This is a genomic window from Inquilinus sp. CA228 (genome assembly GCF_052078665.1).
GTDB lineage: Bacteria > Pseudomonadota > Alphaproteobacteria > DSM-16000 > Inquilinaceae > Inquilinus.
Window position 1 is genome coordinate 13,816 of sequence record NZ_JBQJIK010000036.1, and the last position, 23,803, is coordinate 37,618.

25 protein-coding genes are annotated in these 23,803 nt (G+C 70.0%); 14 read left to right on the forward strand and 11 right to left on the reverse strand.

Annotated features, from left to right (window positions below):
• Positions 1 to 5 precede the first annotated feature (5 nt).
• Genes ACTOWL_RS18780 through ACTOWL_RS18790 form a run of 3 tightly spaced genes read right to left on the reverse strand, consistent with a single transcriptional unit; the run spans position 6 to position 2,741 of the window.
• A complete protein-coding gene (locus ACTOWL_RS18780) occupies positions 6 to 800 on the reverse strand; it encodes an ABC transporter permease (protein WP_441322790.1) in 795 nt (264 codons plus the stop codon).
• A 7-nt stretch (positions 801 to 807) separates the two neighbouring features.
• Positions 808 to 1,671, reverse strand: coding sequence for an ABC transporter permease (locus tag ACTOWL_RS18785; RefSeq protein WP_441322791.1), 864 nt, complete (start codon positions 1,669 to 1,671; stop codon positions 808 to 810).
• A complete protein-coding gene (locus tag ACTOWL_RS18790; RefSeq protein ID WP_441322792.1) occupies positions 1,668 to 2,741 on the reverse strand; it encodes an ABC transporter ATP-binding protein in 1,074 nt (357 codons plus the stop codon). The genes ACTOWL_RS18785 and ACTOWL_RS18790 overlap by 4 nt, the downstream gene beginning before the upstream one ends.
• 218 nt (positions 2,742 to 2,959) lie before the next feature.
• Here ACTOWL_RS18790 and ACTOWL_RS18795 point away from each other — a divergent pair, with 218 nt between their 5' ends.
• The 6 genes from ACTOWL_RS18795 to ACTOWL_RS18820 all read left to right on the forward strand — a co-directional run bounded on the left by ACTOWL_RS18795 (position 2,960) and on the right by ACTOWL_RS18820 (position 8,861).
• Positions 2,960 to 3,787 carry an IclR family transcriptional regulator gene (locus ACTOWL_RS18795; RefSeq protein ID WP_441322793.1) on the forward strand — a complete coding sequence of 276 codons (828 nt, stop codon included), beginning with the start codon at positions 2,960 to 2,962 and terminating at the stop codon, positions 3,785 to 3,787.
• Positions 3,788 to 3,827: 40 nt separating this feature from the next.
• Positions 3,828 to 4,865 carry a class I SAM-dependent methyltransferase gene (locus ACTOWL_RS18800; RefSeq protein WP_441322794.1) on the forward strand — a complete coding sequence of 346 codons (1,038 nt, stop codon included), beginning with the start codon at positions 3,828 to 3,830 and terminating at the stop codon, positions 4,863 to 4,865.
• A 10-nt stretch (positions 4,866 to 4,875) separates the two neighbouring features.
• On the forward strand, positions 4,876 to 5,586 hold the full coding sequence (locus ACTOWL_RS18805) for a pseudouridine synthase (protein ID WP_441322795.1): 711 nt from the start codon (positions 4,876 to 4,878) through the stop codon (positions 5,584 to 5,586).
• 475 nt (positions 5,587 to 6,061) lie between these two features.
• A complete protein-coding gene (locus tag ACTOWL_RS18810) occupies positions 6,062 to 6,247 on the forward strand; it encodes a hypothetical protein (protein WP_441322796.1) in 186 nt (61 codons plus the stop codon).
• A 206-nt stretch (positions 6,248 to 6,453) separates the two neighbouring features.
• Entirely contained in the window at positions 6,454 to 8,208 is a 1,755-nt protein-coding gene (locus ACTOWL_RS18815; protein WP_441322797.1) for a DUF4153 domain-containing protein, read from the forward strand.
• Positions 8,209 to 8,222: 14 nt separating this feature from the next.
• The gene (locus ACTOWL_RS18820; RefSeq protein ID WP_441322798.1) at positions 8,223 to 8,861 is read left to right on the forward strand and encodes an HD family hydrolase; all 639 of its coding nucleotides are present in this window, start codon (positions 8,223 to 8,225) and stop codon (positions 8,859 to 8,861) included.
• On the opposite strand, the gene ACTOWL_RS18825 is transcribed toward ACTOWL_RS18820, so the two are convergent.
• Both ACTOWL_RS18825 and ACTOWL_RS18830 read right to left on the reverse strand, forming a co-directional pair.
• Complete coding sequence (locus ACTOWL_RS18825) at positions 8,858 to 9,946, reverse strand: AbrB family transcriptional regulator (protein WP_441322799.1); 1,089 nt, start codon at positions 9,944 to 9,946, stop codon at positions 8,858 to 8,860. The genes ACTOWL_RS18820 and ACTOWL_RS18825 overlap by 4 nt on opposite strands.
• Before the next feature lie 120 nt (positions 9,947 to 10,066).
• Positions 10,067 to 11,350, reverse strand: coding sequence for an MFS transporter (locus ACTOWL_RS18830; RefSeq protein WP_441322800.1), 1,284 nt, complete (start codon positions 11,348 to 11,350; stop codon positions 10,067 to 10,069).
• Positions 11,351 to 11,460: 110 nt separating this feature from the next.
• Here ACTOWL_RS18830 and ACTOWL_RS18835 point away from each other — a divergent pair, with 110 nt between their 5' ends.
• Complete coding sequence (locus ACTOWL_RS18835; protein WP_441322801.1) at positions 11,461 to 12,381, forward strand: LysR substrate-binding domain-containing protein; 921 nt, start codon at positions 11,461 to 11,463, stop codon at positions 12,379 to 12,381.
• Between the two features lie 396 nt (positions 12,382 to 12,777).
• Entirely contained in the window at positions 12,778 to 13,479 is a 702-nt protein-coding gene (locus tag ACTOWL_RS18840) for a PhoH family protein (RefSeq protein ID WP_429228253.1), read from the forward strand.
• Positions 13,480 to 13,682: 203 nt separating this feature from the next.
• Here ACTOWL_RS18840 and ACTOWL_RS18845 read toward each other — a convergent pair whose 3' ends face one another.
• Positions 13,683 to 13,994 (reverse strand): general stress protein, encoded by a 312-nt coding sequence (locus ACTOWL_RS18845; RefSeq protein WP_138891958.1) that lies wholly within the window; start codon positions 13,992 to 13,994, stop codon positions 13,683 to 13,685.
• A gap of 215 nt (positions 13,995 to 14,209) precedes the next feature.
• On the opposite strand from ACTOWL_RS18845, the gene ACTOWL_RS18850 reads away from it, so the two are divergent.
• Entirely contained in the window at positions 14,210 to 14,590 is a 381-nt protein-coding gene (locus tag ACTOWL_RS18850) for a winged helix-turn-helix transcriptional regulator (RefSeq protein ID WP_441322802.1), read from the forward strand.
• A gap of 3 nt (positions 14,591 to 14,593) precedes the next feature.
• Here the strand turns inward: ACTOWL_RS18850 and ACTOWL_RS18855 are convergent, their stop codons facing one another.
• On the reverse strand, positions 14,594 to 15,304 hold the full coding sequence (locus ACTOWL_RS18855) for a Crp/Fnr family transcriptional regulator (protein WP_441322803.1): 711 nt from the start codon (positions 15,302 to 15,304) through the stop codon (positions 14,594 to 14,596).
• A gap of 155 nt (positions 15,305 to 15,459) precedes the next feature.
• Entirely contained in the window at positions 15,460 to 17,898 is a 2,439-nt protein-coding gene (locus tag ACTOWL_RS18860; protein WP_441322804.1) for a S8 family serine peptidase, read from the reverse strand.
• A 390-nt stretch (positions 17,899 to 18,288) separates the two neighbouring features.
• Between ACTOWL_RS18860 and ACTOWL_RS18865 the strand changes: the two genes are divergently transcribed.
• On the forward strand, positions 18,289 to 18,804 hold the full coding sequence (locus tag ACTOWL_RS18865) for a hypothetical protein (RefSeq protein WP_441322805.1): 516 nt from the start codon (positions 18,289 to 18,291) through the stop codon (positions 18,802 to 18,804).
• On the opposite strand, the gene ACTOWL_RS18870 is transcribed toward ACTOWL_RS18865, so the two are convergent.
• Positions 18,801 to 19,208, reverse strand: a complete 408-nt coding sequence (locus tag ACTOWL_RS18870) for an NUDIX hydrolase (RefSeq protein ID WP_441322806.1) — start codon at positions 19,206 to 19,208, stop codon at positions 18,801 to 18,803. The genes ACTOWL_RS18865 and ACTOWL_RS18870 overlap by 4 nt on opposite strands.
• A 94-nt stretch (positions 19,209 to 19,302) precedes the next feature.
• Between ACTOWL_RS18870 and ACTOWL_RS18875 the strand changes: the two genes are divergently transcribed.
• Genes ACTOWL_RS18875 through ACTOWL_RS18885 form a run of 3 tightly spaced genes read left to right on the forward strand, consistent with a single transcriptional unit; the run spans position 19,303 to position 20,928 of the window.
• Positions 19,303 to 19,854 carry an AAA family ATPase gene (locus ACTOWL_RS18875; RefSeq protein WP_441322807.1) on the forward strand — a complete coding sequence of 184 codons (552 nt, stop codon included), beginning with the start codon at positions 19,303 to 19,305 and terminating at the stop codon, positions 19,852 to 19,854.
• Positions 19,851 to 20,459: a dimethylsulfonioproprionate lyase family protein gene (locus ACTOWL_RS18880; protein ID WP_441322808.1), complete on the forward strand. Its 609-nt coding sequence runs from the start codon at positions 19,851 to 19,853 to the stop codon at positions 20,457 to 20,459. The genes ACTOWL_RS18875 and ACTOWL_RS18880 overlap by 4 nt, the downstream gene beginning before the upstream one ends.
• Complete coding sequence (locus ACTOWL_RS18885) at positions 20,446 to 20,928, forward strand: nucleoside deaminase (RefSeq protein ID WP_441322809.1); 483 nt, start codon at positions 20,446 to 20,448, stop codon at positions 20,926 to 20,928. Before ACTOWL_RS18880 ends, ACTOWL_RS18885 begins: the two co-directional genes overlap by 14 nt.
• Here the strand turns inward: ACTOWL_RS18885 and ACTOWL_RS18890 are convergent.
• Positions 20,903 to 21,337, reverse strand: coding sequence for a YbaY family lipoprotein (locus ACTOWL_RS18890; protein ID WP_441322810.1), 435 nt, complete (start codon positions 21,335 to 21,337; stop codon positions 20,903 to 20,905). The genes ACTOWL_RS18885 and ACTOWL_RS18890 overlap by 26 nt on opposite strands.
• Positions 21,338 to 21,549: 212 nt before the next feature.
• Here ACTOWL_RS18890 and ACTOWL_RS18895 point away from each other — a divergent pair, with 212 nt between their 5' ends.
• Complete coding sequence (locus ACTOWL_RS18895) at positions 21,550 to 23,256, forward strand: calcium-binding protein (RefSeq protein WP_441322811.1); 1,707 nt, start codon at positions 21,550 to 21,552, stop codon at positions 23,254 to 23,256.
• Between the two features lie 45 nt (positions 23,257 to 23,301).
• On the opposite strand, the gene ACTOWL_RS18900 is transcribed toward ACTOWL_RS18895, so the two are convergent.
• The gene (locus tag ACTOWL_RS18900; RefSeq protein WP_441322812.1) at positions 23,302 to 23,787 is read right to left on the reverse strand and encodes a YajQ family cyclic di-GMP-binding protein; all 486 of its coding nucleotides are present in this window, start codon (positions 23,785 to 23,787) and stop codon (positions 23,302 to 23,304) included.
• Positions 23,788 to 23,803 lie beyond the last annotated feature (16 nt).

Consider the following 23,803-nt stretch of genomic DNA (forward strand, 5'->3'; position numbering starts at 1 on the left):
TCCGGTCACTGGCGGCCGACCAGGATGCGGTCGAGGCCGTAGATGCGGTCGAGCACGATCATGGTGACGGCGGTGACGGCGACCATCAGCGCCGAGACGGCGGCCATCATCGGGTCGATCGATTCCGTCGCGTACATGTACATCCGCACCGGCAGGGTGACGGTGGCGGGCGAGGTGACGAAGATCGACATCGTCAGCTCGTCGAAGCTGTTGATGAAGGCCAGCAGCCAGCCGCCGGCGACGCCGGGCAGGATCATCGGCAGGGTGATGCGGCGGAACACGGTGAAGGCGCCGGCGCCCAGCGACGCCGCCGCCTGCTCGGTCGACCGGTCGAAGCCGACCAGGGCGGCGATCACCAGCCGCAGCGCATAGGGCGTGATCACCACGCTGTGCGCCAGCACCAGCCAGAAGAAGCTGCCGGCGGCGCCGAGCCGCGAGAACAGCTGCAGCAGCGCCACGCCCAGCACCAGATGCGGGATCAGCAGCGGCGACAGGAACAGCGCGTTCAGCGCGTCGCGGCCGCGGAAGGCGTAGCGGGTGGTGGCGATGCCGGCCGGCACGGCGATCGCGGTCGACAGCGTCGCCGACAGCGTCGCCAGCCACAGGCTGTTCCAGAAGGACTGCAGGAAGTCCGGATGGTGGAACACCGCATCGAACCAGCGCAGCGAGAGGCCGGCGGTCGGCAGGCTCAGCGTGTTCTCCGGCGTGAAGGCGACCAGGCAGACGATCGCCAGCGGCGCCAGCATGAAGATCACGACCAGCGTGTGGAAGACCAGGGCGAGGGGACCGTTGCGGGACATCGGCACCTCAGCCGAGGGTCTTCCGGTACCGTCCTTCGACGATCCGGTTGTAGCCGAGCATGATGGCCAGGTTGGCGACCAGCAAGATCACCGCGATGGCGGCGCCCAACGGCCAGTTCAGCGAGCTCAGGTATTCGTCATAGACCACGGTCGCGACCATCTTCAGCCGCCGCCCGCCGAGCAGGCCGGGAATGGCGAAGGAGCTGGCGGCGAGGCCGAACACGATCAGGCTGCCGGACAGCAGGCCGGGCAGGACCTGCGGCAGCACCACCCGGCGCAGCACGGTGGCGTGCGACGCGCCCAGCGACAGCGCCGCCTGCTCGGCCGCCGGGTCCAGCTTCTGCAGCGAGGTCCAGACCGGGATGACCATGAACGGCACCATGACGTGGACCAGCGCCACCACCACCGCGGTCTCGGTGTAGAGCAGCCGGATGCGGCCGAGGCCCAGCGCCTGCGTCGCCTCGTTCACCAGGCCGGTCGGGCCCAGCAGCATGCTCCAGCCGAAGGCGCGGACCACGACCGAGACCAGCAGCGGCGCCAGCACCACCAGCAGGAAGACCGACCGCCAGGGGCTGCGCATCCGGCTCAGCACATAGGCCTCGGGCGCGCCGACCACGATGCAGATCAGCGTGGTCAGGGCCGACAGGCGGAAGGTGCGCAGGAAGATCTCGTAATAATAGGGGTCGGTCAGCACCGTCAGGTACTGGCCGAGGGTCCAGGCGTCCTGCACGCCGGTGGCGTGGTCGTAGACGTGGAAGGACAGGATCAGGGTCAGCGCCAGCGGCGTCAGCACCAGCCCGGCGAACAGGATCGTCGCCGGCAGCACCATCGCCGCCGGGGCCAGGCGCCCCTCGGCGGTCGCCGCGCTCATCGGAAGGCCTCGGCGGCCTCGGCGTCGCGCAGCACCCGGACCATCTCCGGCGCCCAATCGATGCCGGCTTGAGCGCCCTCGGCCAGCGGTTCGCCGCCGAGGTTCGGCGCCGCTACCAGGAGTTCGCCGGCCGGGCTGTCCAGATGGTACAGCCACTGGCTGCCCAGGAAGTAACGGCGCGACACCGTGCCGGGCAGCCGGCCGGTGCCGGGCGCGCCCAGCACCAGCTTCTCCGGCCGCAGGCACAGCAGCACGCGGGCGCCGGCGGGCAGGCCGTCGCCGGGCACCTCCAGGGTCGTGGCGCCGACCGTCACCCGCGCCACGGCGCCGGCCTGGGCGACCACCCCGTCCAGCAGGTTGGCCTTGCCGACGAAGTCGGAGATGAAGCGGCTGCGCGGATGCTCGTACATCCGGTAGGGCTGGTCGATCTGGGTGATGCGGCCGCGCTCCATCACCACCACCCGGTCGCTGATCGACAGCGCCTCGGACTGGTCGTGGGTGACCATGATCGTGGTGGTGCCGGTGCGGCGCTGGATCTGGCGCAGCTCGAACTGCATCGCCTCGCGCAGCTTGGCGTCCAGGTTGGACAGCGGCTCGTCCAGCAGCAGCACCGGCGGCTCGATCACCAGGGCCCGGGCCAAAGCGACGCGCTGGCGCTGGCCGCCGGACAGGGACCGCGGATAGCGGCCGGCGAGGTGGTCGAGATGGACCAGCGCCAGCGCCTCCTCCACCCGCTTCGCCCGCTCCGGCTTGGCGACGCCGCGCATCTCCAGGCCGAAGGCGACGTTGTCGGCCACGGTCATGTGCGGGAACAGGGCATAGCTCTGGAACACCACGCCGAGGCCGCGGCGGTTCGGCTTCACCCGGGTCAGGTCCTGCCCGTCCAGCAGGATCCGCCCGGTGGTGGCCGGGACGAAGCCGGCGACCATCTGCAGCGTCGTGGTCTTGCCGCAGCCGGAGGGGCCGAGCAGCGACACGAACTCGCCGCGCTCCACGGTCAGGTCGAGATCGGCGACCGCCGCGACGTCGCCATAGAGCTTCGAGATCCGCTCGAGACGGAGGAAGGTCACTGCAGTCTCCCTGGCATCCCTGTCGATAGCCGTTCCGCGCTGCCGCGCATCGGCCCCGCCGGTCTTGCTTCCGTGGAACGGAAGGCGCCGGCGCGTCTTTCCAGAAGACTCTTTCGCGGCGGTGAGTCAAGGAGACATTCCATTTTATTGAGAGTATTGTGAGAAAGATTCCGGAAAACGGAATTTATAGCGCAGAATTCGACCTGGAGCTTCCGGAAATGGCGAAAGAGAGCGAGGCCCCGGGCAAGAGCCTGCAGCGCGGCTTCGCCATCCTGCGGGCCTTGGCCGAGGCGGGCGGCGAGGGGGCGAAGCTGATCCGCATCGCCGAGACCACCGGCCTGACCCAGGCGACCGTGCACCGGCTGCTGCAGGCGCTGCTGGCGGAGGGGGTGGTCGAGCAGGACGGGCGCAGCCGGCTGTACCGGCTCGGCATCGACTTCTTCGCCCTGGCGGCGCGGGCCGGGAACCCCGGCAATTTGCGCGACCTGTGCCGGCCGGTGCTGCAGCGCCTGTCGGCCATGCTCGGCGACACCGTGTTCCTGCTGGTGCGCAGCGGCTTCGACGCGATGTGCCTGGACCGCTGCGAAGGGCCGTTCCCGATCCGCTCCTTCACCGGCGACATCGGCGGCCGGGTGCCGCTCGGGGTCGGGCAGGGAGCGCTGGTGATCCTGGCCTTCCTGCCGGAGGCGGAGCGCGAGGAGGTGATCCGCTTCAACGTCCCGCGCCTGGTCGGCCAGGGCTTCATGGACGAGGTCTATCTCCGTGCCGAGATGGCCAAGGCGCGCGAGACCGGCTTCGCCGCCCGGCGCGACTTCGTGCTGCCCGGCATGGGCGGCGCGGCGGTGCCGATCCTCGACCGCGACGGCCGGGCGGTGGCGGCACTCAGCATCGGCACGATCTCGGAGCGGCTGGGCGAGGACCGGCTGCCGACCGTGGTCGAGATCCTGAAGCGCGAGGCGACGGCGATCGGACCGCGCCTCAACCCGTTCGACCCGGCGCTGCGCCGCCCCGCCCAGTCGCTGGGCAGCGCTGCGCGTGGAGGGTGAGGCTTCCGTTTTCGGTGTCGATATGCCAGGGAGGGCCGGCATGACCGATGATCCCGCGCTCGACACCCTGTTCCTGCCGTTCCACAGCGGCACCCTGGCCTGGCCGGCAGATGGCCGGGCGCTGCTCCTAGGCGCCCGCGCCGGCGCCGCCCTGGCCGAATTCGCCTCGCCGGCCCTGGCCTGCGAGCAGAGCTTCCGGCCGCGGGCCGCGGCGCTGGAGGCGGCGGGGCTGGCGGTGTCGACCCGGGTCGAGGGCCGCTTCCCGCTGGTGCTGGTGCTGCCGCCGCGCCAGCGCGAGGCGGCGCGGGCGCTGCTGGCCCGGGCGCTGGACCAGGCCGAGCCCGGTGGGATGGTCGTGGTCAGCCTGGCCAACACCGACGGGGCGCGCTCGGCCGAGGAGGATCTGGCCCGGCTGGCCGGCCCGATCGACAGCCTGTCGAAGAACCGCTGCCGCGTGTTCTGGGTGCGAGCCGGCGCTGGCGATCCGGCCCTGCAGGCCGAGTGGGTGGCGCTGGATGAACCGCGGCTGGTGGCCGACGGTCGCTTCCTCAGCCGCCCGGGCCTGTTCGCCTGGGACCGGATCGACCCCGGCTCGGCCCTGCTGGCCGCGCATCTGCCGGCGGATCTGAAGGGGCAGGGCGCCGATCTCGGCGCTGGCTTCGGCTACCTCGCGGCCGAGGTCCTGGACCGCTGCCCGGAGGTGACGGCGCTGGATCTCTACGAGGCGGAGGCCGGGGCGCTGGACCTGGCGCGGCGGAACCTCGAGCCCTATGCCGGCCGGGCCGAGCTCGATTTCCTCTGGCATGACGTCGCCGCCGGGCTGCCGCGGGACCGGCGCTACCATTTCGTCGTCACCAACCCGCCCTTCCACGAGGGCGGGCGGGCCGACCGGCACGATCTCGGCCGCGCCTTCATCGCCGCGGCGGCGGCGGCGCTGCGTCTCAAGGGCCGGCTGTTTCTCGTGGCGAACCGGCAGCTGCCCTATGAGGCGACGCTGGAGCAGGCCTTCACCATGGTCCGCCGCATTGCCGACGACGGTGCCTACAAGGTGATCGAGGCGGCGAAGGGCGTGCGATGAAGGACGCCGGATGAAGCTTGTCCGCCGCCTCGCCAATCTCGGCTATGGCAGCCGCAGGCAGGTCGAGGCGCTGCTGCGAGACGGCCGCGTCACCGATGCCGACGGCGGGCCGCTGGGCGCCGAGGCACAGCCGGAGCACGAGGACATCCGGATCGACGGCCAACCGCTCGACCCGCCGCCCGGTGCGGTGCTGATGCTGCACAAGCCGGCCGGCTACACCTGCTCGACCAGCGATCCTGGCCGGGTGGTGTATGAGCTGCTGCTGCCGCGCTTCCGGCTGCGCAACCCGATCATCGCTCCGGTCGGGCGGCTGGACCGCGACACCACCGGCCTGCTGCTGCTGACCGATGACGGACCGCTGCTGCATCGGATCATCTCGCCGAAGAGCCGGATTCCGAAGATCTACGAGGCCACGCTGGCGCGCGACCTGACCGGGGAGGAGGCAGCGGTCTTCGCCGCCGGCACGCTGATGCTGCGGTCCGAGACCACGCCGCTGGAGCCGGCGATACTGGAGCCGCTGGGGCCGCGCCGCGCCCGGCTGACCGTGACCGAGGGCCGCTACCATCAGGTCCGGCGCATGTTCGCGGCCGCCGGCAACCATGTCGAGGCGCTGCACCGGACCGCCATCGGCGGCCTCGGCCTCGATGATTTGGCAGAAGGCAAGTGGCGGCTGCTGGTCCCCGCCGACGTGGCGACAGTGTTCAAGCCGACGGCACCTTGAACACATGTTCGGCCACTCAGGCCCCAGCGCGTCATCGGAATGTAATATTATGTCTTCGTTCATGATTTTCCTTGTCGGGGCGCTACCGCTGGCGCAGAGTGCCGACCCTGCAGGTCGGAGATCGGCCGCGGGGGCGCCGAGCAGATTTTCTGCCGTCAGCCCCGTCGGCCCGTGTGTTTGTCGGTTTGGCATCCGTCCCCGGTGCCGATGCGCTTCACAGGATCCGTCGCATCGCCGATGAACATGGGAGCGATCTTCTCCTGCTAGAACCACGGCACGCGGCGGGCCTTCGGGGCCGCCAAGGGCCGCAACGACAAAAGCCGCTGGAGGAACCGCCATGGCAGGTCAGCACCGCAGGCGTCCCAGGACGAGTCCGGCCCCGCTTCGGGCGGATGAACACGAGCAAACCGCTCTTCCGCCGAAGAAGGCCGCGAACGACACCGACGTTGTGGTCCCGATGAGGGAGATCGCGGAAATGGCCCCTCCGGCCGAACAACCCGCCGCACCCCGCCCGTCCCGCATCCAGGCCGCCCTGCGGGCGGAGATGCTGTGCCGCGGGCTGCGCCTGTCCCAGGCGGAATTCGCCCGCCGCTACGGACCGGCCGGCGCCATCGTGCGCAACTGGGCGCCGATGCGCTCCGGCGTTTCCGTGAAAGACTAGGCACTCTCCCTCTCGCCGCGGCGGCTGACCCTTATCGCAGCCCCGCGGCTTCGCCTCTTCCGGGCAAGCAGTTCAGCCCGCCCTCGAGCGGGTGATTTTAATCAAAATTCGCTCGAACCCGCTCCACCGCCGGGAAGGCGAGGGAGCCGGGACCATGCGTCTTGCCCCCGGCTGAGCCGCAGGCCACAGTCGGCCCGGGGGTGAGGATGAGCGATTCACGGCCGGACAGCACCGAGGACATGCAGACCATCGCCATCGGGCGGCTGGTCATCGGCCTGCTGCAGGGCGTGGCGCTTTATCTCCTGTGGCGGGTCGCCGACGAGCCGATCTGGGTGGCTCAGCTGCGGCCCCTGTTCGCCGCGGCGGCCCTGGTGATCATCTATGTGCCGCTGGTCGCCCTTGTCGGCCTCGGGTCCCTCCGCCTCAGGACATTTCTGGCCTGGACGATCGTCGCGGCGCTGGTCCTCGCCGGGCTGGGCGTCCACGATGCCGGCCGGGCGATCGACGCCCGGGGCGGGCCGTGGCCGTCCTTCGGCCTTTGGGTCTCTGCCGCGGCGATGGTGTTCATCGCGCATCACCTGATCGCCGCCGCGGATGCCGAGCGCCGGATCATCGCCTCCTATCCGCGCTACTTCGAGATCGCCTGGAAGCATGGTGTCCAGCTGGCGTTGTCCGGCGCCTTCGTCGGCGTCTTCTGGCTGGTGCTGTATCTCGGCGCGGCCCTGTTCGACATGATCGGCATCCGGCAGGTGCGCGACGTCATCGGCGAGAGATGGTTCGTCTTCCCGGCGACCGCGGTGATGGCCGCGGCGGCGATCCACCTGACCGATGTGCGGTCGGGATTGATCCGCGGCATCCGCACCGTCGCGCTGACCCTGCTGGCGTGGCTGGCGCCGCTGCTGGCCGCCCTGACGGCCGCCTTCCTGCTGGCGTTGCCCTTCACCGGCCTGGAGCCGCTGTGGCGCACCGGCCGCGCGGCGGCCCTGCTGCTCGGTGCCGCCGCGACCCTGATCGTCCTGATCAACGCCGCCTACCAGGATGGCCAGCCCGACCGGCCGCCGCCGGCGCCGCTGCGCTGGGCCGGCCGGCTGGCCGCCATCCTGCCGGCCGCGCTGACCGGCCTGGCCGCCTATGCGATCTGGCTCAGGGTCGACCAACACGGCCTGACGCCCGAACGCGTCATCGGCATCGCCTGCGTCGTGGTGGGCGCCTGCTACGCGCTGGGCTATGTCGCGGCGGCGTTGCGGACCGCGCCCTGGCTCAAGCCGCTGGAGTCCACCAACATCGTTGCGGGCGTGGCCGCGGTCGCGGTGCTGCTGGCCCTGTTCACGCCGCTGGCCGATCCGGCAAGGCTGTCGGTGGCCGATCAACTGCGGCGGCTGCGGAACGGGACCGTGTCGGCCGCCGAGTTCGACTACTATTTCCTGCACTCCAGCGGCGCTCGCTACGGCCGCTCGGCCCTGGAGCAGCTGGCGGCGCAAGGCGGCGCGGCCGGTGAGCGGGCGGCCGAGACACAGTGGCTGGGTACCCGGCAGCGCCGTCAGCACCGTCAGGAAGCCGCCATCACCCCGGAGATCCGCCGGGCCAACATCAGGGTGTGGCCTGATGGGCGGAGCCTGCCGGACAATTTTCTGCGCCAGGATTGGAGCACGGGATGGCCGCAGCCCAGCTGCCTGACGGCGAAGGCCGAATGCGAGGCGTTCTTCGGCGATCTCACCAGCGACGGCGTCGCGGAGGTGCTGTTGTCGGCGGGCGGCATGATCAGCGCCTATCAGGAGCAGGAGGGACGGTGGGAGTTGATCGGGCGGCTGGAGCCGGGCACCTGCCCCGGGCTAGTGGAGGCGATGCGTGCGGGGAACCTGGCCCCGGCGCCGCCGCGTTTCGCGGATCTAGACGTTGCCGGCCAGCGGCTGCGGCTGGAGACGGGCCGGACGCCGGTGTCCGGCTGCGGCAAATCGTGAGCCGGGCGGCCTGAATGCGCTGGGAGGGACGGACGGCGATGGCGCGGGCCTGGGTCCGGCTGCCGTCGGGCAAGCGGCTGGATCTGCTCAACCCCACCCCCTTCGACTGGGACGACCGCGACCTGGCGCTGGGCCTCGCCCGGACCTATCGCTGGGGCGGGCATTCGGCTTGGCCGCTGCCGCTTTCCGTCGCCCAGCATTCGCTGGCCGTGCTGGCGCTGTGCCGGGCCTGGGCGCCGGCCCCGCTGTCGCCGCTGGCCGAGCTGCGCGAGCTGCTGCACGACGCCGATGAGGGGCTGCTGGGCTTCGACCCGCTGTCGGTGATCAAGCCGTTCCTGGGCCAGGAGTTCCGCGACCTGGCTGCGCGGCTCGAGGACACGGTGTTCCTGCGCTATGGCCTGCCGCGCTGGACGGTGGAGCAGAAGGCCTTCCACAAGCGGGCCGACCGGGTGGCCGCGGCCAGCGAGGCGATCCATGTGGTCGGCTGGACCCGCGACGAGGTCTGGCGGGTGCTGAAGATCCGCTTCCGCCCGGTCGAGGACGACCCGCTGCTGCCGGCCTATGGCGGCACGCCCTGGGAGCCCTGGTCCCCTGACCTTGCGGCCGACCGTTTCCTGGAGGAGCTGGGCCGGCTGAAGGCGGCGGCCGGCTAAGAAGCGTGCGGGGACCGACGGGCGATGAAGCGCGCCACCGCCGGGCCCAGCAGCACCACCAGGGAGAAGCGCACGGTCTGCAGCGCCATGACGAAGGGCAGGTCGACATCGCTCGAGGCGGCGATGATGGCGATCGAATCCATGCCGCCCGGGCTGGTCGCCAGATAGGCCGTCAGCGGGTCGACCCCGAGCGTCCGCACCAGCACGAAGGCGAGGCCGCTGCAGAAGGCGATCAGCGCCACGATCGACAGCAGGATCTGCGGCAGCGCCCGGGCGGCGTGCACCAGCACCGAGCGGGTGAAGCCGAGACCGATGTTCCAGCCGATCAGCGCATAGGCGAGGGCGAGCAGCCATTCCGGCAGCTCGATCTCGATCAGGCCCAGGGCGTGCAGCACCGCCCCGACCACCAGCGGCACCAGCATCGAGCCGGCGGGGATGCGCAGCCGCTGCCCGGCCACGGCGCCCAGCGCGGCCAGGGCCAGCGTCGCCGCGAAGGGGCCGGCATCGATCGGCGGGAACCAGATGATCGCCGCCGGCCCGGCATCGCCGGTGTCGATCCAGAAGCGGGCGATCAGCGAGGCGGCGGTGGCGACGCAGACGACGCGCAGATACTGCATGAAGGCGACCAGCCGGGCATCGGCGCCGAACGCCTCGGCCATCAGCACCATGGCGGTCGCGGCGCCGGGGGAGGAGCCCCAGACGCCGGTGGTGCCGGGCAGCACCTGCCAGCGGCTCATCAGCCAGCCCAGCAGGCTGCTGGCGGCCAGGGTCGACAGCACGATCGCCAGGAACAGCGGCCAGCTTTGCAGGAAGGTGACCAGGATCGCCGGCGTGATCGCCCCGGCGATCAGGCAGCCGATGATCGCCTGGGCGCCGAGATAGGGCTGGCGCGGCACGCGGATGGTGCCGCCACCGACGCCGACCAGGATGCCGCCGACCATCGGGCCCAGCAGCAGCGCCGCGGGCAGGGCGGCGGCCTCCAGCAGGCCGGCGACGGCGACCGAGACGGCCAGCAGGACGGCCCATTGCCCGGCACGCGGAAGCCTGGCCAGGACCGGCAGGGCCGGGCCGTTCACGGAAACCACTGCAGCCTCGCTTTCCGCCTCAGGTCCGGCTGAGCAGGATGTCCGCCGCCTGGGAGGCGATTCCGATGCGGGGCAGGATAGACTCGACGGCGAGGCCATGCACCCCTGCCGGCAGGCGCATCAGGCCTGACGCGGCGGCAGGACGACCAGGCGCAGGGCGATCAGCAGCGCCGCCATGGCCAGGGCGCCGATCATCAGGACGACGCCGGACCAGCCCCAATCGGCCCAGGCCACGCCGCCGAGCGAGCCGGCGACGCTGGAGCCGAGATAGTAGAAGAACAGGTACAGCGAGGAGGCCTGGGCGCGGGCGTGCAGTGCCCGGCGGCCGACCCAGCTGCTGGCCACCGAATGGGCGCCGAAGAAGCCGAAGGTCAGCACCGCGACGCCGGCGACGATCGCCCACAGATCGTCGCCGCGGGTCAGGGCGATGCCGGCCAGCATCAGCACGATCGGCGCCCAGAACACCCGGCGGCGGCCGAGCACCCCGGCGAGATGGCCGACCCAGATCGACGCGCCGATGCCGATCAGATAGACCACGAAGATCGCTGCGACCGCGGTCTGGCTGAGGCCGTAAGGCGGTGCGAGCAAGCGGAAGCCGGTGTAGTTGTAGAGCGTGACGAAGGCGCCCATCAGCAGGAAGCCTTCCAGGAACAGCCAGCGCAGCCCGGGGTCACGCAGATGGTCGGCAAAGGCGGCCAGCAGCAGCCGCGGCCGCAGCGGCCGGGGCTTGAAATGCGCCGAGGGCGGCAGGCTGCGCCAGAACAGCACGGCGCAGACCAGGCCGGAGAGGCCGACGAAGCCGAGGCCGAGGCGCCAGGAGGCGACGTCGGTCAGCACGCCGGCGATCAGGCGGCCGCCGAGCCCGCCGAGCGCGCTGCCGCCGATGAACAGCCCCATCGCCAGCCCGACCGAGCGCGGATGCATCTCCTCGCTGACATAGGCCATGGCGACGGCCGGCAGCCCGCTCAGCGTCAGCCCCATCAGCGCCCGCAGCAGCAGGAGGCCATGCCAGGACGGCATCAGGGCGGCGAGCACGGTCAGCACGGCCGAGGCGAACAGTGAGACCAGCATCATCGGCTTGCGGCCCCAGGCCTCGGACAGGGCGCTGGCCACCAGCATGGCGAAGGCCAGCGTGCCGGTGGTCAGCGACAGCGACAGGCTGCTCTCGGCCGCGCCGATCCCGTAGGTCTCGGCAAACACCGGCATCAGCGGCTGCACGCAGTACAGCAGGGCGAAGGTGGCGAAGCCGGCGGCGAACAGCGCCAGGTTGGTGCGGTGGAACGCGGTCGTGCCATGCTCGATGAAGGCGACGACGTCCTCGGCCGCCACCGTCCCGGCCGGCATGGTGTCGGCGGTCGAGGGCGGCGCGGACGAGCGCGGCAGCGACTGGACCGATGCGGTCACGGGATCTCTCCGCCGGGCCTGCGGAAGGGGGCCCGATCCTGACGGAAAACATGGCCCTGCCGATTGATAGTGTCCAATATGTTTGGCGGCATGTTTGATAGCTTTGGCGAATGATGGAACTGAGGCATCTGCGCTATGTCGTGGCCCTGGCCGAGGAGCTGCATTTCGGCCGGGCGGCGGCGCGGCTCGGCATCTCCCAGCCGCCGCTGAGCCAGCAGATCCAGGGACTGGAAGAGGAACTCGGCGCCCGGCTGTTCGAGCGCAGCAACCGGCGGGTGGCGTTGACCGAGGTCGGCCGGCTGTTCGTGGAGCAGGCGCGGGTGGTGCTGGCCGCGGCCGACCGGGCGGCGGAGGTGGTGCGCCGGGCGCAGCGCGGCGAGATCGGCGAGATCCGCATCGCCTTCACCGCCTCCGCCCCCTTCACCACGCTGATCCCGCAGACGATCTTCGCCTTCCGCCGCAGCCATCCGGACGTGCATCTGGAGCTGCAGGAGATGCCGACCCGGCAGCAGATCGAGGCGCTGGCCGAGCGGCGGCTGCAGATCGGCTTCCTGCGCAACCCGACCTTCCCGCCGGTGCCGGACGGGATCGAGGTGCGCGAGCTGTTCCGCGACCCGCTTGTGGCCGCGCTGCGGACCGACCATCCGCTGGCGGCGGGCGCCCCCGCGCCGCTGGCCCTGGCCGAGCTGGCCGATGAATCCTTCGTCTGCTATCCGCGCGACGCCGGCACCAGCCTGTACGACCAGATGATCGGCCTGTGCCGCGATGCCGGCTTCAGCCCGCGGCTGGGACAGGAGGCGCGCGAGGTCTCGACCATCGTCGGGCTGGTCGCGGCCGGGCTCGGCGTGTCGCTGCTGCCGGCCTCGCTGCAACGCATCCAGGTCGAGGGCGTGGTGTTCCGCCGGCTGTCCGACCCGGGCGCCGTCACCACCATGTGGCTGACCTGGCGCCGGGACGAGACTTCACCGGCGGCGCGCGCCTTCATCGAGATGGCGACCCGGCCGGACACGCTGTCTGGTGGCAGCCGCTAGATCTAGCCGCAACCCCGGCGCAGCCCGGCCACAATTGGTATGAATTTTCCGTGTCGCTGTTTCTTTTCGCTGGTGCAGCACGAAGGTTGGTGCGACGCTTCTCCTTGGCGACGTGATTTCCGTCGTCAGTGATCGGAAAGGCGACATGCGACGGGCAGCAGCCTGGCATCACCATCCGCTTCCCGGCTCCGACCAGGGGCAGCATCAGCATCGACACTCGTTCGAACGCCCCCTCGCAGGGGCGTTTGCTGTTTCCGGCCGCCCGTTCCGATCCGCCACCTGTCCTGTTCCACCCGACCCGACGGAGGGTTCCGGCGAATGAGATCACCCGGTGAAGGGGGCCGCAACTGGGATCCCCTGTTCGAGGATGCAAGCGAGAGCAAAGGACGACGTTCCATGGCCAAGCGCAGCGCTTCCACCGCCCGTATCGTCCCGATCAGCGAGGGCTACGACGATGATTTCCGGGAGCAGAGCTACCTGAAGACGGTCAAGCCGCGGACCGCCAATCAGGAGGTTCTGATGAAGGCGATCGACGGCCATGCCATGACCCTGGCCCTCGGCCCGGCCGGCACGGGCAAGACCTATCTCGCCGTGTCGAAGGCGGTCGAAGCGCTGACCGCCGAGCGGGTCAGCCGCATCGTCATCACCCGGCCGGTGGTGGAGGCGGGCGAGAGCCTGGGCTACCTGCCGGGCGACATCAACGAGAAGATGGACCCCTGGATGCGTCCGATCTACGACGCGCTGTCCGACCGTCTCGGCGCCAAGCAGGTGCGCCAGATGACCAAGGAGGGGATCGTCGAGATCGCGCCGCTGGCCTATATGCGCGGCCGCACCATCTCGCGCAGCTTCGTCATCGTCGACGAGGCGCAGAACATGACGTTCCAGCAGTTGAAGATGCTGCTGACCCGCCTCGGCTGGCACTCGACCATGGTGATCACCGGCGACCCCGACCAGACCGACCTGCTGCCCGGTCTGTCCGGGCTGGAGGAGGCGGCGCGGCGGCTGGAGCCGCTGGACGGCGTCGCCGTGGTCCGGCTGACCACCGCGGACATCGTGCGCCACCCGCTGGTCGCCGCGATGATGCCGCTCCTGGCCTGATCCGGAACCGCGGGGCGACCGCTGCCATTGGCTGGAGTGAGGGCTGCCGCACGGTCGGCGGCCCTCGTCACCAGCCACCATCCGCGGGCGGCTTGAGGCATGACGTCCGGCCGGTCGTTTCCAGGGACGGCCGGCGGGACACTCAGGACAAAAAGAAGGGCAGGCTCGGCCTGCCCTGACGACGTGACGTCAGCGTTGTCGCGTCAATGCGGCCCGTGGCCGGAGAGACCGCCCTTCCGCCCGGCTTCCGCCGCGCGCTCGCGGTCATTGGCGAAGTTGCCGCCACTTTCCTGCCCACCCTTGCGGCCTGCCGCCGCCGCCCGGGCCGGATCGTTCTTGAAGTTGCCGCCGCTGTGCTGGCCGCCCTTGCGGCCGGCTTCCGAAGCGCGGGCGGGATCATGGGCGAAGTTGCCGCTGCTCTTCTGGCCGCCCTTGCGGCCGGCTTCCGCCGCACGCTCCCGGTTGTAGGCGAAGTTCCCGGCGCCGCCCCGGTGCGGAGTCTGGCTGCTCGCCATATCCAAGCTCCCTTGCTGTGGGCTCACGTCATGGGAATAGGCCGCAGCGAGGCGAGGTTCCCAATGAAAAATCCTTAACTTTCAGCCGGTTCGTCAGGCTTCGCTTGCGGGCTTCCGGCGCGATTGTGCGCCTGCGGCAACGAGGCGGTTCCGTTCAGGATTTCAGTTCCAATAGTATACCGGCGAGTTTTGTCGCGGCGAACGGAGGAGCGGTGATGGTTGCGCGGCAGATGGTGGACGGGGCGTTCCATCCCTGTCCGATCCGGGACGTGCTGGACCGGATCGGCGACCGCTGGAGCCTGCTGGTGCTGCAGACGCTGGCGCCGGGGGTGAAGCGCTTCACCGTGGTCAAGCGCGAGATCGGCGACATCTCCCAGCGGATGCTGGCGCAGACGCTGCGTCGGCTGGAGCAGGACGGGCTGGTGTCGCGCACGGCGCATCCGACCATCCCGCCACGCGTCGACTACGCGCTGACACCGCTGGGCCGGTCGCTGATGGAGCCGCTGGACGCGCTGGTGCGCTGGGCCGACCAGCATCACGACAAGGTGCGCGCCGCCCGCATGGCGTATGTGCCGCCGACCGCGGAGGCGGCCTGACGCTCAGGCCGCAGGCTTCTGCGCCGCCCTTTTCTCGAGCGCCGGCGCGTCCAGGACCTGCAGCCGCCGTCCCTTGATCCGGAACAGCCCGTCGCGCTGCAGCCGCTTCAGCGTCCGGTTGGCGTGCACCAGCGAGATGCCGAGCGCATCGGCGATATGCTGCTGGGTGAGCGGGAACGGCATGCCGTCGTCCCGCACCATGTCGCGCGCCGCGGCCCGGCCATACAGATCGAGGACCAGCGCCGCCACCCGCTCCGGCGCCGTGCGCTGGCCCAGCGACAGCAGCTGCTCCTCCATCACGCGCTTCTGGTCCGCGGTCAGCGCGGCGAAGCGGAGGGCGATCTCCGGCTGGGTCTCGGACAGCCCGGCGACGTCCTGGTGGGGGACGACGCAGAGCGACACGTCGGTGACCGCTTCGACCGAGGTGACGGCGCTGTCGAAGAACTGGGCCTGGAAGCCGATCACGTCGCCCGGCAGGATGAAGGACAGGATCTGCCGGCGGCCGTCCTGCAGCGACTTGAAGCGCATCGCCCAGCCGCTGGTCACGGTGTAGAGCGGCGGGTTGGAATCGCCCTCCGTCATGATCCGCGCGCCGGCCAGGAAGCCGACATCCTCGACCCGGCGCCGCCGGATGTAGTCGAGCAGCTCGGGATCGAGGATCCTGAGCTGCGGCATGTCGGTGTCGAGCTTCACGTTCAGGTCGTGCGGGGACATGGCAGGCTCTCCCGGTTCGGCATGTCAGCAACGGGCCGAACCGGCAGCCGGTTCCGAGGTCCGCCGAAACGCGGCGGACCGGCCCGGCGGAAAGACCAGGGGCCGCCCCGGAGAACGGCCCCTCAACAATCCTGCTCAGACGGTTGAAAACGAGATCAGAGCAGGATGTCGGCGGCGATCAGGCCGGCGATGCCGCCGAGCACGATCTGGAAGTTGGACACCCCGTCGCCATCGATGTCGCCGGCGAGGGTGACCGCGTTGCCGCCGGCATTGACGGCGAAGCGCAGCTCTCCCGCCGTGTGCGTGTACAGGCCGGTGCCAATGAAGGTGAAGGCCTGGTCCCCGCCGGCGGCGGTGTTGGCGTCGATCAGCCTCAGGTCGATCAGGTCGCTCTGGCTGTGGCTGAAATCCCCGATCCGGTCGGCATTCGAGCCGATGCCGCTGTCCAGCGCCGACGAGAACACGAAGCGGTCGGCGCCGGCATTGCCTTGCAGGTTGTCCTTGCCGCCGCCACCATTGAGCACGTCGTTGCCGTCGCGCCCGAACAGGGTGTTGGTCCCGGCGCTGCCCGCAAGGCTGTCATTGCCGTCGCTGCCGCTGAGGTTCTCGATGCTGACCAGCAGGTCGCCCTGCGCGTCGCCGCCGAGGGCGGTGCCGTTGGCCAGGTTGATGGTCACGCCCGCCGCACTGTCGAGATAGCTCGCCAGGTCGATCCCGGCGCCGCCATGCAGGATGTCGGCGCCGGCGCCGCCGCGGAGCGAGTCGTTGCCGTTGTCGCCATAGAGGGCGTCGTTGCCGCCGCGGCCGATCAGCGAGTCGCCGCCGCGCCCGCCATGCAGCTGGTTCGCCGCGGCGCTGCCGAGCAGCCGGTCGGCCTGATCGCCGCCGAAGGCGTTCTCGATCGACCCCGCGGCGAATGTCACCGCCTTGCCGGCGAGGCTGGCCCGGCCGATCGCGAGATCGATCTCGCTCGCCGCCGACAGGGCGGCTGCGTTGATCGTGTCGCTGCCGCCATCCGTGTCGGACAGCGTCAGGCGAGATGCATCGGTCAGATGGGCGAAGTCGTTGGTGTAGTAGTAGGTGTCGTCGGCCGACAGCGCGTCGCCATAGAGCTTGAGCGTCCAGGAGTCGAGCAGGCCGGTCTTGTCGTTGCCGTCCGTGTCGGTGACCCGCAGCGTCCAGGTGCCCTGGCCGGTCTCGCCGCGCAGCAGCGTGCTGCCGAAGGTGAAGGTCAGGTTGGTGATGAAGTCGGCGGCCGTGGTCGGCGTGTCCAGCAGCAGGCTCGAGGTGCCGTCCGGCGAGACCAGCTCGATCTTCAGGTCGCCCATCTCCGCGTGGTTCAGCTTGACTGTGACCTCGACGCGGTCGATGTCGATGCCCTGGCTGATCACGGCGGTGGAGACCAGCGGCGCCGCGGGATCGTCGGCGATCGCGCCGGCCGCGCCCAGGGTGACGGTCTTCTCGACCGTGACCTCGTTGGCGCTGGTATGCGCGGCGCCCCAGGTCTCGGCCAGCCGGACCGCGGCCAGCGCATCGACCACGCCGAAGCCGAAATCATGGCTGACGGTGTAGCCGCCGCCGTTCCAGGTGCCGGCGCCGTTGATCTGGATCGCCTCGTTCGGATCCGACTGGCGGGCCGAGATCGCCAGGATCTCCTGCACGTCGCGCCAGCCCAGGCTGCCGTTCGCCTCGAGGATCAGCGCCACGATGCCCGACACCAAAGGCGCCGCCGAGGAGGTGCCGCCGAAGCCGCGCACGCCGTCGACACCTTGGTAGTCGCCGGCGCCGTAGCCGTCGTCGCCGGTGCGGTCGGTGGTGACGATGCGGTCATTCGTGCCGGTCAGGCCGCTGCTCGGCGTGGCGACCAGGATCGAGGCGCCCGGACTGCTGTACCAGGAGGTCTTGCCGTCGTCGGCGACCGCGGCGACCGTGATCGTGTAGCGGTTGTTGTCGAAGGAGTGGTAGTTGGCGTTGTCGTCGTCCGCGCGGCCGTTGCCGCCGGCCATCACGATGATGGTGCCGAGCCCGCCGCGGCCGTTGTCCGCCGCGTTGATCGTCGCGTCCCGGGCCGGGGCGAAATACGGATCGTCGAAATTGTCCCGCAGCACGCCGTTGTCCAGACCGTCGGCATAGCCCCAGCTGCCATTGATGATGTCGGCATGGGCGGCGGCGTGGTTGCGGGCGTTGACGATCGCGGCCAGCGTCGGGACGCCGGCGATCGTCGGATCATGGATGGCGACGATCGTCGCCTCATAGGCGGCGCCGCGGCCGCCGAGCCCGTTGTTGCCGGCCGCCGCCGCGACGCCGGCGACGCCGGTGCCGTGATTGTCGACCGACGACGGCACGTAGTTCGGCACCGCCTCACCGGTCACGGCGTAGATCGAGAGCGAGCGGTCGACATTGGGTGCGAGGTCCGGATGGTCGAGCTGGATGCCGTCGTCATGGATGGCGATCTTGATGCCCTTGCCGGTGTAGTCCGCCCACACCGCCTCCACATTGGCGCCATTCGCCTCCGGCCCCTTCAGGTGCCACTGCAGGTCGAGCAACGGGTCGTTGCCGGTCGACAGGACAGCCCCTTGGATCGTGTCTGACATGCGTATGCCCCCTAATTGTTGGACGGCGCCTTTTCTCTCCGGAAAGGCGCATCGCTCAAATTCAGCGCTCATGGGAAAGGGGAGAGCAATTGGATATTTCGATTCCTTCGTTTTCCTGGAGTTTCTATTGATTCTTTTTCAAAACTTCCCCTTTGGCCGCAATTCCGGAAATTAATAAATATTGAATTTATCCTGACATTGACGGATCTCGACGGAGAGAATCATTGTGGATCGCGGTGCTGGAGGCACCCTATCTGCAACACTGGCTGACCGGCTTCAACTGACCCGGCCGGCGGCGCGCGGCGCCGCATCGGATTGACCCCGCGACGGCGGCGAGGCTATGTCGGGGCGGGGCGTTTCGGACCCCGCCGGACATCTCGGGAGCCCCCAATGCTGCGCCGCCTGCCGCTTGCCCTCGCTCTTCTCGCCGCCGCCTGCGCCGCCCAGCCGGTGTCGGGACCGCGCACCGGCTATCAGCCGCAGACCACCGCGCATCTGACCGGGGCGGTCGCAGTCAATCCCATGGAATACCGGCCCCGCACCGGCGTGGCGCCGCAGGGCAGCGTGCGGGACGTGCCGGGCTACGTCACCAACGCGCTGAAGGCCGAGCTGCGCCGCGCCGGCGCCGGGCTGAACTCGTCGCGCTGCGTGCTCGACGCCACGGTTCGCGACTTCAAGGTCGACCGCGCAGGGGCGGAGGAGCATTACGGCGTCGACATCCACTACGTGCTGGCGGTCGGCGGCAACGTCCAGTTCGACCAGGCCTTCGGCACCACCTTCACCGTGGCTCGTGGCCAGTCGGTGGACCGCGCGGTGGACGACGCCATCGCCAAGAACCTGAATTTCCTGCTGAAGGACGACTGGTTCGCCACCCTGCTGCTGCGCGAGTGCAGCGCCCGCACCTAGTCGGCTGAAGCCAGTGACCGGAAGAGGTCGCGATACGCCTCGACCGCGAGGTCGGGCAGCCGGGCGGCGTCTTCGATCGGGATCCAGCGCATCTCGCTGTGCTCGTCGCCCAGCATCCGCGGCTCGCCCCCGGTCCAGCCGGTGACGACGAAGACATGGTACCGGGCCGCGCCGTTCCGGACGGGATCGGGATCCGGCAGCGTTGCCACCAGGCGGTGGCGGAGGGGCGTGACCCCGGCCTCCTCCTGCACCTCGCGGACCAGCGCCTGCTCCGGCGTCTCCCCGGCCTCGAGATGGCCGCCCAGCACGTCCCAGCAATCCGGATAGGAACGGCGCTGCGGCGTCCGCCGGCCCAGCAGGATGCGGCCGTCACGCCGCAGGATGGCGCAGGCGATGTGCTTCATCGGCTGATCTCGATCATGATCGGCGGTGGTTGACATCGTGGCGATCACCGTGGGCCTGTCTATCATAGCCAATGATCGAGGAGATTTGCCCGCCATGCCGACCGAAACCGAGCTGCCGGAGATCCTCGTCATCACCGGGATCATGGCGGCGGGCAAGTCGACCGTGGCCCAGGCGCTGGCGGAACGGCTGCCGCGGGCGGTGCATCTGCGCGGCGATTTGTTCCGGCGCATGATCGTCTCCGGCCGGGTCGAGGTGACGCCCGACCTGCCGGCCGAGGCGATGCGCCAGCTCGACCTGCGCCATGATCTGGCGGCGACGGTGGCCGGGCGCTATGCCGGGTCCGGCTTCACCGTGATCTGGCAGGATGTGATCCTCGGGCCGACCCTGGCACGGGTCGCCGAGCTGCGGCGCGGCCGATCCTTCGGCATCGTCGTGCTGTGCCCGTCGCCCGAGGCCGTGGCCGCGCGCGAGGCGGGGCGAAGCAAGACAGGATATGGCGCCTGGACGCCCGCCGATCTGGACCGCGGCCTGCGCGCCGACACGCCGCGGCTCGGGCTGTGGCTCGACAGCTCGGGGCTGACGGTCAGCGAGACCGTCGATGCGATCCTGGCGCGCATCGCCGAGACGCGGAGAGGACTGCCGTGACGGCGGCGGAGCGGCTGGCCGCGGCGGCGCGGGCGTTGCTGGCCGGCTTCGACCAGCCGGAGCTGGCCCCGTTCCTGGACGAATGGCCGGCGCCCGACGCCGCGCGGCGGATGGTCGAGCCCAGGCCCCTGCCCGTGCTGCGCTGGCTCGACCAGGCCCTGGCCTCGGCGGAGACCAGGCCGCTGGTCGACGGGGTCGTCGCCGCGGCCGGAGCCCTCGCCTGGGGCCAGACCTATGCGGCGGGGGATCTGGGCGAGCGCTTTCTCGACCGCTACGGCTGGAGCGAACTGATCGGCCTGCGTGGCCCGATCGCCAGCGACCGGCTGGCCTGCGGCGTCCTGCTGCTCGGGCCTGGGATCGAGTATCCGCCGCACAGCCATCCGGCGGAGGAGATCTACATGCCGCTGGCCGGCACCGCCGATTGGTTGCGCGGCGGCGAGGGATGGCGGTCACGGCGCCCAGGCGAGCTGATCCACCACCCGTCCGGCATCGCCCATGCGATGCGGACAGAGGCGCAGCCGCTGCTGGCGCTGTATCTCTGGCGCGGCGGCGACCTGGCGCAGAAGTCGAAGCTTCTTGGTGGAGGATACGATGACCACGCATGAACGCTTCCTCGCCCAGGCGATCGAGCTGGCCCGCCGCAATGTCGAGGAGGAGGGCGGCCGGCCCTTCGGCGCGGTGCTGGTGCGGGACGGCGCGGTGATCGCCACCGGCGTCAACCAGATGGGCGCCACCGGCGATCCGACGGCACATGCTGAGCTGCAGGCGATCCGCGCGGCCAGCCATGCGCTCGGGGCGCTGCGGCTCGACGGCTGCACCGTCTATGCCAGCGGCCATCCCTGCCCGATGTGCCTCGCGGCCATGACCATGACCGGCATCACCGAGGTGTATTACGCCCATTCCAACGAGGAGGGAGCGCCCTATGGCCTGTCCACCGCCGCGGTCTATGCCGAGCTGGCCCGGCCGTCGGCCGACCAGGCGATGACCATCCGGCACCTGCCGGTGCGGCTGGACGGGATCGACCTCTACGCGCTGTGGCGCGACCGGCTCAGGGCGACCGGACCCGGGTCATGACGATGTCGACGGTGCCGCCGCCGCCCTGGGTCAGCACCGGGTGGCGGGTGTCGGTGACGAACAGCTGCTTGCCGCCGCGCTCGACCCGGGCAGAGACGGCGTAGCTGTGGCGCTGGTCGATCTGCGCCGGGTCGTAGGACAGGGTGAAGGCGGCCGGCACGCGCACCGGGGCGATGCGCTGCTCGGCCACCACCGTCGACGGCGCGTCGGCCAGCGAGACGTCGAGCAGCTGCACGATCAACTCCGCATCCGCCGGCAGGGCGATGCGCTCGCGATAGGTCGCGGTGCCGGTGACGGCGGCGCTGGCGACGGGTGCGGGCGTCGGCGTGGCGGTCTCTCCGGTCTTGCCGCAGGCGGCGAGAAGGAGGACGGCCATCAGGGCGGTTGCTGGAAGGAACAGGTGGTTCATCGGCGATCTCTCAACCCGGGTGCTGCTCTGCATCACGACAACGTTCGATGGCCCGATCCGTTGCGTCCCGTTGAATCGGAGTGCGATCATAAAATTTCAATAAGCGCTTATTATAATTGCGGATAATTTTTCTTTGCATTGTCTCGATCCCAGCACTGGGGGTATGGATAACGTCTCATATTGAGACGATTGACCTAGGGAGGAGATTTGACATGGCCTCGATTACGGGAACCGGCGGCAACGACTTCATTCACGTGCCCGGCCAGGGCGGCACCGCTCCCGGCTTCAACGACATGCCGGTCGCGACGGACACCGGCGACACCATCGACGGCGCCGCGGGCAATGACCGCATCATCGCCGGCGCGGGGGCGGACACCATCACGGGCGGGCTCGGCGACGACACGATCGACGGCGGGCTCGGCGACGATCTGGTGCAGGGCGATCCCGGCGCCGATAGGCTGACCGGCGGGGCTGGAAACGACACGGTGAGCTATGCCGCCAGCGCGGCCGGCGTGTCCATCGGCACCCGCTCCGGTCCCGGCTCCGGCGGTGATGCCCAAGGGGACATCATCTCGTCGTCGGCGTCGATCGAGAGGTTCATCGGCTCGGCCTTCAGCGACCAGATCAGCGCCAATGCGAGCGTCCTGGACGGCGGGGACGGCAACGATGCACTGACGGCTTTCATCACCAGCACTCTCATCGGAGGCGCCGGTGACGATACCCTGAACGGCGGTGGGCTCGGCGGGCTACTCATCGGCGGGGCGGGCGCCGACCTGTTGATCGGTGCCAGCAGCGGCCCAGCAGCCGGCGTCGGCGCCGTGTCCTACGCCGACAGCTCGGCTGGCGTCCGCATCAACCTGACCGGCGGGGCGAGTGGTGGCGCGGCCGGTGTCGGCGGCGATGCCGAAGGCGACATCTTCATCCGCATCGCAAGCGCGATCGGCAGCACCTTCGACGACAACCTCACCGGCAATGCCGGCCGCAATGAACTCCAAGGCGGGGATGGCAATGATATCCTCGCCGGTCGCGGGAGCTTCGATTTCAACGACGTGCTGGATGGCGGAAGCGGGATCGACACCGCCGATTTCGGCTACAGCACCGAAGGCGTTCATATCGATCTGATCCAGGGGGAAGGGGACGATGGAACCGGCTTTGCGACCCGATTGATCTCGATCGAGAGCATCGCCGCCAGCGGCCATGACGACGTCGTGATCGGCAGTGACGAGGCCAATGGGTTCTGGGGATTCGATGGTGACGACACTCTATCGGGCGGCGGCGGAAACGATTCCCTGAAAGGCGGCGCGGGCCAGGACACGCTCGAAGGCGGCTTGGGTGCGGACCGCCTCGATGGCGGCGACGGCATCGACACGGTGACCTATGCCCAGTCGACCCTGGGGGTCACGGTCGATCTCGGCGCCAATACCGGGCGGTTCGGCGAGGCGCAGGGCGACATCTTTGTCGGTGTCGAGAACGTCGTCGGCTCCGCCCGCGGCGACACCCTGACCGGCGACGGCAGCGCCAACATGCTGTCCGGTGAGGACAGCAACGACCGGCTGACCGGGGCCGGCGGGGCCGACGTTCTGAATGGCGGGGCCGGCGGGGACCTGTTCACCTATCGGGCGGTCGGCGACAGCACCGTCGCCATGGCGGGCCGCGACACGATCCAGGACTTCAACAGCCTGGAGCAGGACAGGATCGACCTCAGCCAGATCGACGCGGACGGCAACGCCGGCAACGGGAACACGACCTTCAGCTTCGTCGGCACGGGTCCCTTCACCGGGGCGGGAGCGGAGGTGCGCTTCGCCGCCGCGGGTGACGACCTGCTGGTCGAGGGTGACGCGAATGGCGACATGGTCGCCGATTTCGCCATCCTGGTGCAGGGGACCCTCACCCTCACCGCGGCCGATTTCGTGCTGTGATCGGGCCGGCGCCGGTCCCGCGGGGATCGGCGCCCAAGCCCCGGGTCAGTCGCGGAAGTTCAGATACTGCAGCGGCTGCTCGATCTTCAGGCCGCGGACCAGGGCGATGGTGGCCTGCAGGTCGTCGATCTTCTTGCCGGTGACGCGCAACTCGTCGCCCTGGATCGCGGCCTGGACCTTCTGCTTGCTGTCCTTGATCGCCTTAATGATGGTCCTGGCCAGGTCGCGGTCGATGCCCTGCTTCACCACCACTTCTTGCCGCACCATGTTGCCCGAGGCCTTCTCCACCGTCTTGAAGTCGAGCGCGCCGGCATCGAGCTTGCGCCGGGCGAAATAGCCGCGCAGCAGCTCGTGCATCTGCTTCAGCTTCAGGTCGTCATCGGCCAGGATCGTCAGCGTCTCGTCGCTGCGCTCGATCGTGCATTTCGACCCTTTGAAGTCGAAGCGCTGCGCCACCTCGCGGGTGACGCCGGCAACGGCGTTGTCGACTTCGGTGAGGTCGGTCTTGGAGACGATGTCGAAGGAGGGCATGGCGGTTCGCGGATCT

Bases quoted from the DNA above. Each gene is read 5' to 3' on its own strand.
- ACTOWL_RS18815 (WP_441322797.1), top strand. From the start codon at position 6,454: ATGAGCGATTCACGGCCGGACAGCACCGAGGACATGCAGACCATCGCC.
- ACTOWL_RS18875 (WP_441322807.1), top strand. From the start codon at position 19,303: ATGCCGACCGAAACCGAGCTGCCGGAGATCCTCGTCATCACCGGGATC.
- ACTOWL_RS18810 (WP_441322796.1), top strand. From the start codon at position 6,062: ATGGCCCCTCCGGCCGAACAACCCGCCGCACCCCGCCCGTCCCGCATC.
- ACTOWL_RS18845 (WP_138891958.1), bottom strand. From the start codon at position 13,994: ATGGCGAGCAGCCAGACTCCGCACCGGGGCGGCGCCGGGAACTTCGCC.
- ACTOWL_RS18800 (WP_441322794.1), top strand. From the start codon at position 3,828: ATGACCGATGATCCCGCGCTCGACACCCTGTTCCTGCCGTTCCACAGC.
- ACTOWL_RS18850 (WP_441322802.1), top strand. From the start codon at position 14,210: ATGGTTGCGCGGCAGATGGTGGACGGGGCGTTCCATCCCTGTCCGATC.
- ACTOWL_RS18895 (WP_441322811.1), top strand. From the start codon at position 21,550: ATGGCCTCGATTACGGGAACCGGCGGCAACGACTTCATTCACGTGCCC.
- ACTOWL_RS18820 (WP_441322798.1), top strand. From the start codon at position 8,223: ATGCGCTGGGAGGGACGGACGGCGATGGCGCGGGCCTGGGTCCGGCTG.
- ACTOWL_RS18890 (WP_441322810.1), bottom strand. From the start codon at position 21,337: ATGAACCACCTGTTCCTTCCAGCAACCGCCCTGATGGCCGTCCTCCTT.
- ACTOWL_RS18805 (WP_441322795.1), top strand. From the start codon at position 4,876: ATGAAGCTTGTCCGCCGCCTCGCCAATCTCGGCTATGGCAGCCGCAGG.
- ACTOWL_RS18835 (WP_441322801.1), top strand. From the start codon at position 11,461: ATGATGGAACTGAGGCATCTGCGCTATGTCGTGGCCCTGGCCGAGGAG.
- ACTOWL_RS18785 (WP_441322791.1), bottom strand. From the start codon at position 1,671: ATGAGCGCGGCGACCGCCGAGGGGCGCCTGGCCCCGGCGGCGATGGTG.
- ACTOWL_RS18795 (WP_441322793.1), top strand. From the start codon at position 2,960: ATGGCGAAAGAGAGCGAGGCCCCGGGCAAGAGCCTGCAGCGCGGCTTC.
- ACTOWL_RS18855 (WP_441322803.1), bottom strand. From the start codon at position 15,304: ATGTCCCCGCACGACCTGAACGTGAAGCTCGACACCGACATGCCGCAG.
- ACTOWL_RS18885 (WP_441322809.1), top strand. From the start codon at position 20,446: ATGACCACGCATGAACGCTTCCTCGCCCAGGCGATCGAGCTGGCCCGC.
- ACTOWL_RS18780 (WP_441322790.1), bottom strand. From the start codon at position 800: ATGTCCCGCAACGGTCCCCTCGCCCTGGTCTTCCACACGCTGGTCGTG.
- ACTOWL_RS18900 (WP_441322812.1), bottom strand. From the start codon at position 23,787: ATGCCCTCCTTCGACATCGTCTCCAAGACCGACCTCACCGAAGTCGAC.
- ACTOWL_RS18840 (WP_429228253.1), top strand. From the start codon at position 12,778: ATGGCCAAGCGCAGCGCTTCCACCGCCCGTATCGTCCCGATCAGCGAG.
- ACTOWL_RS18860 (WP_441322804.1), bottom strand. From the start codon at position 17,898: ATGTCAGACACGATCCAAGGGGCTGTCCTGTCGACCGGCAACGACCCG.
- ACTOWL_RS18865 (WP_441322805.1), top strand. From the start codon at position 18,289: ATGCTGCGCCGCCTGCCGCTTGCCCTCGCTCTTCTCGCCGCCGCCTGC.
- ACTOWL_RS18870 (WP_441322806.1), bottom strand. From the start codon at position 19,208: ATGAAGCACATCGCCTGCGCCATCCTGCGGCGTGACGGCCGCATCCTG.